We start from the raw sequence: 12,497 nt of genomic DNA on the forward strand, positions 1-12,497 counted from the left end.
CCTGTATTGACTGATCCACCGCTTTCGCGAGCAAGCCCGCTCCCACAGGGGTAGGGCGTTTCAAGGTGATTTAGTTGGCGCGCTTGTCATCACCCGGCTCGCCGCCAACGTGTACACCATGGTCATCGCCGGCCTCGCCTGCGCGGTGTACGCCATGGTCATCGCCGATTTCACCGGCCCGATGAACGCCATGATCGTCGCCCGCTTCGGCGTGGGTGCCGTTGCGTCCTGAAGAAGCGCTGTCACCGGAATGGCCCGAGCCATGGTCGCTACCGCTGTGGCCGCTGTTTCCACCGCCGCCACTGCCACTGTTGCCACCACTGCCGCCGCCACCGTGGCTACCGCCATTGCCGCCGCCGCCACTGCCACCGCCACCGCCTCCACCACCGCCCCCATTTCCGCCGCCACCACCGCCACTACCTCCGCCGCCGCCACCACCGCTTCCTCCACCCCCACTTCCACCTTCCTTGGCCTGAACGCTGGACACCCCGGACAGGTTGTCCGGGATCAATACGGTGGACGCCGACAGGACTGCGCCGATGGCCATTGCGAGCATGAGCTTTTGAATGTGCATATCGTTCTCCGTCTTTGTTGTCTTTGTTGTCTTTGTTGTCTTGGTTGGGAACGTGGATGTGTCTTGTTTGTGTGTGAACCGACCCGTTCCCGAGGTCAGTGGATACTCGAAGCCAGTTCGAAGATGGGGATGTACATCAGGATCACGATCACCCCGATCAACAGGCCGATGAAGGTCATGAGCAGCGGTTCGAACAGGCGCACGAACCACTCGATCCAGCGGCTGATTTCCTCGTCGTAGAAATCGGCGCTGCGCTCCATCATCTGCCCCAGGTTGCCGGACTGTTCGCCGGCGCGCAGCAGGCGCAGGGACACCGGTGTCACCAGTCGATTGAGCTCCAGCGCAGTGGACAGCGACTGCCCCTCGCGCACCCGCTCGCAGGCCTGGTCCAGACGTGCCCGCGAGGCCACGGTGAGCAGACCGCGCACCATGCCCATGGCGGTCACCAGCGGAATCCCGCCTTGCAGCAGAATTCCCAGCGAGCGATAAAACCGCGCCAGCTCATACATGAAGATCCGCTGGTGCACGGCGGGCAGTTTCTCCACCAGCCGATCCAGCCCACGGCGAAACGCCGGTTGTTTCTGCAACACGGCGAGGGCGGTAATGATCGCCGCCAGAATCCCGAAGAACTCAGCCTGGTGGGCGTGCAAAAACATGCCGCTGCTCATGAGCATCTGTGACAGCCATGGCAGGTTCGAGCCCAGCCCTTCGAACACCAGACTGAAGCGCGGCACCACATAACCCATCAGAAACAGCACCACGCCACCGCCGACCACCAACAACAGCAACGGGTAGATCGAGGCACTGACGATCTTCTGCCGCACCTCGTCCATGCGCTGGCGATAGCTGACATAACGCCCCAGCGCATCGCCGACCGCGCCGGTCTTCTCGCTGGACTGCACCAGCGCCACGTACAGCGGCGGAAAAACCCCCGACAACTGAGCCAACGCCTGGGAGAACGATTTGCCCTCGTACAGCAACCGCACCAGTTCAGTCAGGGTTTTGCGGGCAGCGGGGGCGGATTCTTTTTCTGCCAGGCTTTCCAGTGCATCGATCAATGGCAGGCCGGCGTTGAGCAGCGTGGTCAGTTCCTGGCTGAACAGCACCAGATTGAAGGTTTCACGCTTGCTCAGGCGCAACGAACGCCAGTGGCGCTCGGCATGCAGGCTGACCACGCGCAAACCCTGATCCTCGGCGATGCGGCGCGCTTCGCTGTGACCGGGCGCCTCGATGTTCAGCGACACCACGCCTGCCTTGCCCACTGCCTTCAGATGAAAACGCATGCCGTGTGCTCCGCTCATTGCCAGTTGGTGACTTCGGCGTTTTCGCCTTCGCCGCCGGGCTGGCCGTCCTTGCCCATCGAGAGCAAGTCGTACTCGGCGTTTTCGCCGGGATAGCGGTAGGTGTAATTACGGCCCCACGGGTCCTGCGGGAGCTTTTTCTGCAAGTACGGGCCGGTCCATTTCGCCTCGTCGCTCGGCGCGGTGACCAGCGCCTGCAAACCTTGTTCGGTGGACGGGTAGTGGCCGACTTCCAGCCGATACAAGTCCAGCGCCTTGCCCAGGCCTTCGATCTGCGCCTTGGCGACTTTCACTTCGGAGCGCCCCAGCTGGGCGAAATATTTGGGCGCGACGATCCCGGCCAACAGGCCGAGCACCACCAGCACCACGAGCAATTCGAGCAGGGTGAAACCCCGTTGGGCACGCGGACGAAATTGCAGCTTCATGATGACCTCCCGTGAGTGGCAGCCGTGTCGCCGAAAGGGCTTATGCAATTGCCATGCTCAGCCCCCGATAAATTCTGTGGTCGGGCTGAAGCCCTTGTATTACGGGCTTTTCAAGAGTCGGCACAGTGCTTGCGTACGGCTGAATCACGACAGGTCAGTGGGGCATTTCCCCCAATTTTCCGGGCCTGTCAGGGGAGGCCCAATGCTCAATCCAATCTGCGCAGGACTGCTTGGCTGCATGCTGCTGACCGGCATCGCCGAAGCTGATGTGTTTGTCTCCGTGGACACCCGGGGCGGTTATGTACTGTCCAACGTTCACCGTCCCGGACGCACCTACGAACGGGTGATTCACGAGGCGCAAATGCCCGTGGTCAGCCTCGATCAACAACCGCAGTTGATCGCCAACCAGCCTTACGCCGAGCTGGTGTCGGCTGCCGCTGCAGCCAATCACTTGCCCGAAGCACTGCTGCACGCGGTGATCAACGCCGAGTCGAACTACAACCCCGGCGCGACATCGCCCAAAGGGGCCGGCGGGTTGATGCAACTGATGCCCGACACCGCCCGGGAACTGGGGGTGACCGATGTCTACGACCCCCGGGCCAATATTCAGGGCGGGGCCCGGTATCTGAAGCGCCTGATGACCCTGTTCGACAACGACATCACTTTGGCCGTGGCGGCCTACAACGCCGGCCCCGACGCGGTGTTGAGCCGTGGGCGGGTGATCCCGCCGTTCGCTGAAACCCAGCGTTATGTGCCCAGCGTCCTGCGCCAGTACCGGCGTTTGCAGGGGCTGGCGGCGGACGCGCCGTTGTAAACCTTCAACCCGGTTTTCCCCACTTTCGGGGCAAATCCGCCGGGTCGGAAAAACGGGGAATCGGGTGGGGAAAATCCCCCGGACTCTCAAATGGTTTCTGTAACTGATTGATCCGTAATACAAAATTTTGTGGCATGCGGATTGCTCCAGCGGGTTTGTCGAGAATCATTCCCTGTGAGCACCCACTGCGAGGTTTCCGATCATGGTTGGCATTCACCACGCACCGTCTCTGTTGAACTGGCTGCTGTTGCTGGCGTCGATGCTCAGTGTCGAACTGGCCAGCGCCACCGTGCGCTGCGAGCGCAATCTGGTGGCCAATGTGGTCGCCTTCGATCAACCGCTGATGTTCAACCGCCTCGGTGCGCAGAACGTCAACGGGATGATGTTCGCGTTGCGCCGCGATGTGGTCGATGACCATGACGTCTCGCTGGCCTATGGCGGCAGCGCGCTGCCGGGCAAGGTGTCGCTGCGTGCGGACAAGCGTCCACGGCCGCTGGTGCTGCGGGTGGCCGCCGGTGATTGCCTGACGATCAATCTGCAGAATCTGCTCGATTACCAGGCCAATCCGAACAAGCATTTCGAAGGGCCTGAAGGCGAGGAGGGCACCGTGAACCCCGGTGGCGCCGATGCCTTCAAGGTCGACGAACAGGTCGCCGACCGCCATGTCGGTTTCCAGGTCAACGGCCTGCAAGCGGTGAACAGCATCGACGACATTTCCTCCTACACCGGGCGTAACGCCAACACCCTGGTGCCGCCGGGGGCGAGCCGTTCTTATGTTCTGTACGCCGAGCGGGAAGGGGCGTTCGCCGTCAGCAGCCGTGGCGCGACATTCGGCGGGGAGGGCGCGGCCGGCAACGTCGCCAATGGCCTGTTCGGCCAGGTCGTGGTGGTGCCGAAGTCGGGACGCACCTATCGCAACACCCTCACCGAAGAAGAAATGCGTCTGGCCACCACCGGCCGCACACCAGCGGGTCACCCCATCGTCGATTACCAGGCCCGCTACCCGCAGCGTGAACCGTGGCTGCGCGAAGGCAAGGCCGGTACACCGATCATCAGCATGGTCGACGGCAACGAAATCATCTCCAGCGAAAGCGATGCAATTGTCATGGGCAGCAACGCCGATGGCAGTTTTGCACCCAGCACCTATCCGCTGGAATCGATGGGCAAACGCAACCCGGCGATCCCCAACCGCCTCGAGCCGTTTCGCGATTTCGCCTCGCAGTTCCAGGACGAAACCGCCGCCACCCAGGCCTTCCCCGCCTACTGGGCCGATCCGGTCATGGCCCATGTGCTGGAGCCGACCCGCGACTCGTTCATGATCAACTACGGTTCCGGCGGTATGGGCGCTGAAGTGGTCGCCAACCGCCTCGGCGTGGGGCCGATGCACGATTGCCTGTCGTGCGCCTACGAAGAATTCTTCCTCAGCTCGCACACCGTCGGTGACGTGGCGATGCTGGTGGACGTGCCGGCCAATACCGGGCTTGAGAACATCGCCCCCGGCCAGACACCCAGCGCCGATCAGGTCGGCGTCAAGGCCACCATGGCCCTGTATCCGTCGGAGCCATCGAACGTCAACCACAGCTACATCGGTGACTTCGTCAAATTCCGCAACACCCACAACGGCCACGAGCAGCACATCTTCCACCTGCACGGCCATCAGTGGCTGTTCAACCCCAACGACGACAACTCCGACTACGTCGATGCCCAAGGCATCGGCCCAGGCGCCGGCTATACCTACGAAATCGCCAACGGCGGCTCCGGCAACCGCAACCGGGTGGCCGGCGATGCGATCTATCACTGCCACTTCTACCCGCATTTCGCCCAGGGCATGTGGTCCATGTGGCGGGTGCACGATGTATTCGAAGAAGGCACCCGGCTGGAAGTCTCGCAACAGGGCGCCGATGGTTATCACAGCGAACCTTACGCACTGCGCAGCGGTAAACCGGCCGCCGGTGCCCGCGCCTTGCCGGATGGCGAGATCATCGCCGGCACGCCGATTCCTGCCGTCGTGCCGCTGCCCGGCAAAGCCATGGCCCCGATGCCGGGCAAAGTGGTGGTGGTGCCGAAAATCGGTGAAACCCTGGTCGCCGGCCACGATGAGGAAGAAGTGGGCGATGACGACGGCGAACAGCATGGCGGTAACGGTGGTTCGCAAGCCATTGGCTCACTGGCACTGGTCGATCGCAGTGAAGCCAACCGCAACGCCGACGGCAGCCTGAAAAACCCTGGCTATCCGTTCTGGATCGGCGGCATGGAAAGTTCGGTGGGGCAGCGTCCACCCACCCCACCGCTGGACATGCTCGACGCCGCCACCGCGCAATTGTTGAAAGCCAGCGGCAAAGCGCTGTGGGCCAACCTTGACCCGAATCAGTCCGGCGGCTGGGACGGCGGCTTGCAGCGTCACACCCTCGATGGTGTATCAGCCGGAGGCGCGGCGCACACCGTGACCACCTCGCTGGACTTCTCCAAGGAAGTCACCCGCGCCAAACCGATCTACCTGCCCGAAGAGGGCACTGAAGTGGAACAGGCCGCGATGGCATTCCACGCGAAAAAGGATCACCCAAGCTTTGCCTTGCTGCCCGGCAATCAGATCGTGGCCAAGGCCTTTCGCACCAACGGCGCCTTGCCGATGGCCGGCGCGCCGTACTACGAACCGTGCATGGACGACCGGCAAAAACGCCTGACCAGCAGCGCCGGCAGCGGTGAATTCGCCAGCGGCGACCGGCTGGACGGCATGTCCTTCGTCGGCGCCTCGACCTTCACCGCCGACCGGCCGCGGATCTACAAGGCCGCCAACATCCAGTTCGATGCGGTCTACAACAAGGTCGGCTATCACTTCCCGCAAGCCCGGATTCTGGCGCTGTGGGAAGACGCCTGGCCGGTGATCACCAAGCAGCGTCCGCCAGAGCCGCTGGTAATGCGCATGAACACCTTCGACTGCGTGCAATACCAGCAAACCAACCTGGTGCCCGCCACCTACGAGATGGACGACTATCAGGTGCGCACGCCGACCGACGTGATCGGCCAGCACATTCACCTGCCGAAGTGGGACCTGACCTCCGCCGACGGTTCTTCCAACGGCTGGAACTACGAGGACGGCGTGCTCTCTCCGGGCGCCGTTCAGGAACGCATTCACGCGATCCGCGAATTCAACCAGTGCGAAGGCACCGACCCGCGCGACGGCACCCAGGCCTGCCCGAAAGCCAAGGCGCATCCGTTCTTCGGCCAGTTCGGGCGCAGTGACTGGATGGGCGCGCGCACGGCCATGCAACGCTGGTTCGTCGACCCGGTGGTCAACGCCAAGGGCGTGGATCGAGGGCTGGGCACCATCTTCACCCACGACCACCTCGGCCCATCGACTCACCAGCAGATCGGCCTGTATGCCACGGTGCTGGCGGAACCGGCCGGTTCCACCTGGTTCCACGCCGAAACCGGCGAGCCTCTGTACAGCGGCGCGCGGCAGGACGGCGGGCCGACTTCATGGCAGGCGGTGATCAACACCGGCGACCTCGACGGCGACGGCAAGAACGACAGCTTCCGTGAGTTCTTCCTGGAATACAGCGACTTCCAGCACGCCTATGAAGCCGGGGTGTACGTGGGCGCCGGCCCCAACGGCGTGCCCAATCCGCAAGCGTTCCCGGCTACCGCCGACAGCTTCCGCTACGCGATCAACCCGCCGGTGCGCAACAACGCCAGCACCCTGCTCGAAGGCGTGCTGGAAGTGCAGGGCGGTCAGGTGCCGGGCTGCCCGAGCCGTCCGTGCCCGCAAGCGATCTCCGTGGATGACCCCGGCATGTTCGTCGTCAACTATCGCAACGAGCCGCTGGCCCTGCGGGTCTACGATCCGAACAAGGTTGGCCCGGACGGTAAGCGCGGCATGCAGGCCGACGGCCTCGGCGGCGATCTGGCGTACGCCATGCAAAGCCGTACCGACCGGGCGATCCCGGCGATGAACCTGGCACCGAACCTGGTGACGGCCGCCACCGGCCCGACCGGCGGCACCACCCTGTTCCCGCCGCACATCAACAAGGGCGGCAGTGAGCCGGGCGATCCGTTCACCCCGATGCTGCGCACCTACACCGGCGACAACGTGCGTCTGCGGGTGCATGCCGGCGGCCACGAGGAAGAGCACAACGTCACCCTGCACGGCGTGAAATGGCTGCAGAGCGGTTCCGGTTTCGGCAACAGCTCCAACTCTGGCTGGCGCGCCTCGCAGATGATCGGCATCTCCGAACAGATGGGCTTCATCGCACCTGTTTCGATGCTGTCCAGCTCCGCTGCGACCACCGGTGACTATCTGTACTCGATGGACGCTTCGATCGAAGGCTACTGGAGCGGGATCTGGGGGGTGATGCGCAACTACACGGCCAAACGCAATGACCTGTTCGCCATCCCCAACAACCCGAGTCCGGCCGGCATGCGCAACACCGTGGCGTTCGAAGGCAGTTGCCCACGGATCAGCGCCAACCCCAACGGCATCGGCACCCGGCCGACGGTGCAGCGCAACTATGAAGTGGTGGCGGCGCTGGCCAACGACATCCTCGGCAATCCGCTGGGCCTGAGCATCGGCGATTCGGCCGGGCTCGGTCAGCATGTCGGCGGGCCGCTGAATCCGGCGGGCGGCACCCTGGTGCTGAACTCGCGCACGGTGAGCATCCCGCAAGTCACGGTGACTGATCCGGAGGACGGCGCGACCATCACCATCGGTGGCCAGAGCGGGCCGCTGCATGATCCGACGGCGATCCTGTACGTGCGTAAATCCGACCTCGATCCGGTCAGCGGCAAGCTCAAACCCGGCATTGCGGTCGAACCGCTGGTGCTGCGCGCAGCGGCCGGGGATTGCATCAACATCACCCTGGAAAACCGTCTGCCGAGCGTGATGCCGGACCTGACCCAGACCGCAGTGATGCTAGGCATGGTCAAGCGCTACCGCAACAGCGGCCTGGGCTCGACCACCTTCAGCAACAACCTGATGCGGCCGTCCAGCCACGTGGGGCTGCACGCCCAACTGCTGGCCTACGACATCACCAAATCCGACGGCACCAACGTCGGCGCCAACCCGACCCAGACCGTGCCACCACGGGTTGGCAGCAGCGGCGCCTACCCGACCCGGACCTATCAGTACTACGCCGGGCACCTGGAGCGTGAAGGCAAACCGGTCACGCAACTGGGCCGCAGTGTCGACAACATCAACGCCACGGCCGTGGAGTTCGGTGGCCTGAACTTCACCCCGGCGGATGTGATCAAGCAACCGCAAAAAGGCCTGGGTGGGGCGATGAGCATCCTGCCGATCGGCGCGACCTGGGTCGACGATGCGCGCAAGGTCAACGCCACGGTCACCGCACCGGGGCAGACGACCTACCGCGACTTCGCCATGGTCTGGCACAAGGCGCTGAACACCCGCTGGGCCAATGGCCGGCCGGTCGAAGGCATCGCTGCCGAGGGCTTCGGTGTGCCGACCGATCCGCAGGACAACTCGAGCATGGCGATCAACTACAAGACTGAACCTTTGTGGTACCGCTTCGGCCTCGCCCCGGATGCGCCGTTCGGCCATGCCGATGGCGCGGGTTACGGCGACATGAGCAACGCGCACATGGCCTACAGCAATGCGCTGGTGGGGGGCGATCCGCAGACACCGGTGCTGTATGCCAAACCGGGTCAGCCGTTCCGTACGCACATTCTGATGCCGAGCGGCGGCAGTCGCGGCACCACGTTCCAGCTCGACGGACACGTCTGGTCGCTCAACCCGTTCCAGGCCGAGAAGAGCGACACCGGCGGCTACCCGATGGGTGCGCCGGGCGTGGGTTCGGTGCGCTTCGGCTACAACCCGATGTCGATGTACATCGGCGCTCACGAAAGCATCCTGCCGGCGGCGCACTTCAGCTTCATGATCCCGAGCGCCGGGGGCAGCAACGCGATACCGGGGGACTACCTGTTCCGCGATTACGCCGCCTATGGCAACACCTCGGGGCTGTGGGGATTACTGCGGGTGACCAATGAGCCGGAGCCGGCGCCGCCTGCTCAGTAGCTGGAATGCAGTTCCCTTGTGGGAGCCAGCCTGCTGGCGATTGGGATCGATGCGGTTTTGGATGGTGTAGCGCCGAACGCCATCGCGAGCAGGCTCGCTCCCACAGGGGCGGTGGTGTTTCGGACAACGTGTCAGGGGAGAGCGACATGAACAGGATCATCAACATCATCGGCGTCTGCCTGCTGGCAATGGCCGGCGCGCTGCTCACGCTGAGCGAGATTGCCCTGGCGCAAACCGGCGCCGGGCAGGTGCTGACCCGCGACGGCGTGTCGATCGCCTTCAACCTGAAGCCGCTGGCCAGCGACGGCCAGTTGCGTGAGGGGGAGTTCGCCGACGTGCAATTCCGCGTCACCGACGGCGCGTCCGGCCAGCCGTTGTCCGGTGTGGCACCGGGGGCGTGGATCGATCCGCAAACCCTTGCTGCTGATCAGGCCCAGGGCCGTGACCAGAGCTGCAAGTCGCGGGTCGGCACGTTCCTCAAATCCAATATCGGCGCGCGGCCGCTGCTCGACCTCAACAGCTATTTCCTGCTGGTGATGAACCGCGATGCCAGCGTTTCGGTGGTCGATCCGTCAGTCTCGGTCGGCGGTATCACCAGCACCCTGGCGCGGATCGAACTCAAGCAATCGCCGATGGACTGGGTCACGCCCAAGGACAACAAAAAGGTCTTCGTGTCGATGCCGACGGCGGGGGAAGTGGCGGTGATCGACAGCGAGCAATTCAAGGTCATCGACTCGGTGGCCGCCGGCAGCCAACCGGTGCGGGTCGCGCTGCAACCGGACGAGCGCCTGCTGTGGGTCGGCAACAACGCGGCCAAGGCTGAAGAATCCGGGGTCACGGTGATCGACACCCAAAGCCTCAAACCGCTGAAACACCTGGTGACCGGGCGCGGCCACCACGAAATCACGTTCAGCAAGGACAGCCGTTTCGCCTTCGTCAGCAACCGCGACGACGGCACCCTCAGCGTCATCGAGATCGCCAGCCTGAGCCTGCTGCAACAGGTCAAGACCGGTTCCAGTCCGTTGTCGGTGGCGTACTCGCCGCTGTCCGGCGCGGTGTATGTGGCCGACGGCAAGGACGGTACCGTTACGGTGATCGACGCCAACAGCCGCGCCGTACGCCGGGTGATCCAGCTGCAACAGGGGCTCGGCCCGATGGGCTTCAGCGCCGATGGCCGTTTTGGCGTGGTGCTGAACACCGTGGAAAACCGCGCCACGGTGATCGATGCGGCCAACGATTCGGCGATCCATGACCTGGAGGTTTCAGCCGAACCCTATCAAGTGGTGTTCACCCAGGCCTACGCCTACGTGCGCGGACTGGCCTCGCCGAAAGTCACCATGATCAACCTGTCTTCGCTGGGCGAAGGGCGTCAGCCGATTACTCAAGGTTTCGAGGCCGGGCCGCAGCCGCCACGGCTGGCCGGGGATCTGCCGCTGGCGTCGAGCCTCGCGGTATCGCGCGATGACAACGCGGTGTTTGTGGTCAACCCGGTGGACAACACCACCTATTTCTACGCCGAAGGCATGAACGCGCCGATGTCCGGTTACCCCAACCGGGGGCAAATCGCCCGCGCCGCGCTGGTCATCGACCGCAGCCTGCGCGAAGTGTCGCCGGGGCTGTACAGCGCCCGGGTGAAACTGCCGGCGGCGGGGCGCTTCGACGTGGCGTTCCTGCTCAACCAGCCGAACATCATTCATTGCTTCACCGCCCAGGTGGCGTCCGACGGCGCGCCGGAAAAACACCTGGGGGCGGCAAAAGTCGAGTTCCTGCTGGACAAGACCGCCGTGGCCCTCAACGACCCTTACGTGGTGCGCTTTCGCATCGTCCAGGGCAAACAGAAGATCCAGCGCAGCGGCGTGACCGACGTGCAGTTGCGCTACTTCCTCGCGCCGACCTCACGGCCCCGTGAAGTGGCCGCACGGGAAGTCGCCGACGGCGTGTACGAAGCGCCGGTGACCCTCGACCGCAGCGGCGCCTGGTACCTGCACGTGCGCGCGGCCTCGCTGGGCGCCGGTTTCGACGACAAGACCTTTGCCAGTGTCCGGGTGCTGCCCGGCCAGACTCAGTGACGAGGAAACGACCATGAACCGATTTGCATCCCGTGGCTTGCTGACCCTGTGCCTGTTGGCCGTCGGTATCCAGCAGGCCAGCGCCCACTCGGCGGACGAGCATGCCGGCCACACCGCCCCGGCCGCCAACAGCCAGGAGCACGCCCAGGTCAAATTCGCCGACGTGCCGCTGCTCGACCAGAACGGCAAGACCGTGCACCTGGAACAGGATCTGGTGCACAACAAGATCGTCGTCATGAGTTTCATCTACACCAGTTGCACCACGGTCTGCCCGGTGGTCTCGTCGATCATGGGCAAGGTTCAGAAACAGCTGGGCTCGCGGGTCGGGGGTGAAGTGCAGCTGGTGTCGATCAGCATCGACCCGCAGCGCGACGACCCGAAACGCTTGCAGGATTACGCCCGCACCTTCCAGAAAGGCCCGGGCTGGAGTTGGCTCACCGGTTCGCCGCAATCGATCACCGCCACCCTCAAGGGTCTCGGCAGTTTCAGCGGCGACTTCAAGAATCACCAGCCGCTGATCCTCGTCGGTGACGGCAACAGCCGTCACTGGATGCGCTACTACGGCTTCACCGATCCGGCACTGCTGGCCAAGGAAGTCGAGAAACTCAGCGGCCTGCGCACCCACGCCAAACACACCGCGATTGCCATGGAGCAACAGCCATGAGAATGCTCGACTGGATCTCCCTGACGATCTGTTTCCTGATTCTCGGCAACGTGGCGTTTGCCCACGAAGGCCATGCGCCCGAGCCCCCGGCGATGGTTGCTGCCGCGCCGGCCAAAGGCACTCATGACGCGAAAACCTGGTTCACCGATACGCCGTTGCTCGACCAGCACGGCGACGTCCAGCGTTTCTACAGCGATGCGCTGCACAACCGCGTGGTGCTGCTCAACGTGATCTTCACCAGTTGCAACGACGCCTGCCCGCTGATCACCCGCAAGCTCAAGGAAGTCCGCGAGCTGCTGGGCGACAAGGCCGATGGCATCACCTTCATTTCCCTTACCAGTGATCCGCTGCGCGACACGCCGGCGGTCCTCAAGGCTTACACCTTGAAGCAGGGCGCCGATGACCCTCACTGGCTTTTCCTTACTGGCGACAAGGCGCAGATGGATCTGGTGCTCGGTCGCATCGGCCAGATCGTGCCGACGCCGGAGCAGCACTCGACCCAGTTGATCGTTGGCGATGTCGCCAACAAACGCTGGAGCAAGATCCGTCCCGATGCCCCGGCCGCCGCCATTGCCCAGCGCTTGCAACTGCTGACAATGCCCGTGGCCGGCCGCTGAGTCCG

Annotated in this window: 8 protein-coding genes; 5 read left to right on the forward strand and 3 right to left on the reverse strand. The window is 64.0% G+C overall.

The features are described 5' to 3' along the window. Positions 1-70: 70 nt before the first annotated feature. The 3 genes from NE357_RS10190 to gspG form a co-directional block, all read right to left on the reverse strand. Entirely contained in the window at positions 71-574 is a 504-nt protein-coding gene (locus tag NE357_RS10190; RefSeq protein ID WP_169429722.1) for a hypothetical protein, read from the reverse strand. Positions 575-669: 95 nt separating this feature from the next. Further along, on the reverse strand, positions 670-1,857 hold the full coding sequence (locus tag NE357_RS10195) for a type II secretion system F family protein (protein WP_169429723.1): 1,188 nt from the start codon (positions 1,855-1,857) through the stop codon (positions 670-672). Between the two features lie 14 nt (positions 1,858-1,871). After that, the gene (gspG, locus tag NE357_RS10200) at positions 1,872-2,300 is read right to left on the reverse strand and encodes a type II secretion system major pseudopilin GspG (protein ID WP_169429724.1); all 429 of its coding nucleotides are present in this window, start codon (positions 2,298-2,300) and stop codon (positions 1,872-1,874) included. Positions 2,301-2,502: 202 nt separating this feature from the next. On the opposite strand from gspG, the gene NE357_RS10205 reads away from it, so the two are divergent. From NE357_RS10205 to NE357_RS10225, 5 genes are all read left to right on the forward strand, one after another. After that, on the forward strand, positions 2,503-3,114 hold the full coding sequence (locus tag NE357_RS10205; RefSeq protein ID WP_169429725.1) for a lytic transglycosylase domain-containing protein: 612 nt from the start codon (positions 2,503-2,505) through the stop codon (positions 3,112-3,114). Positions 3,115-3,316: 202 nt separating this feature from the next. Beyond that, a complete protein-coding gene (mnxG, locus tag NE357_RS10210) occupies positions 3,317-9,142 on the forward strand; it encodes a manganese-oxidizing multicopper oxidase MnxG (protein ID WP_169429726.1) in 5,826 nt (1,941 codons plus the stop codon). Positions 9,143-9,288: 146 nt separating this feature from the next. Further along, entirely contained in the window at positions 9,289-11,211 is a 1,923-nt protein-coding gene (locus NE357_RS10215; protein WP_169429727.1) for a YVTN family beta-propeller repeat protein, read from the forward strand. Between the two features lie 13 nt (positions 11,212-11,224). After that, on the forward strand, positions 11,225-11,875 hold the full coding sequence (locus tag NE357_RS10220; protein ID WP_169429728.1) for an SCO family protein: 651 nt from the start codon (positions 11,225-11,227) through the stop codon (positions 11,873-11,875). Continuing rightward, positions 11,872-12,492 (forward strand): SCO family protein, encoded by a 621-nt coding sequence (locus tag NE357_RS10225; protein ID WP_169429729.1) that lies wholly within the window; start codon positions 11,872-11,874, stop codon positions 12,490-12,492. Before NE357_RS10220 ends, NE357_RS10225 begins: the two co-directional genes overlap by 4 nt. The last annotated feature ends 5 nt before the right edge of the window (positions 12,493-12,497 follow it).

It is taken from the genome of Pseudomonas sp. G7(2022), from assembly GCF_052660475.1.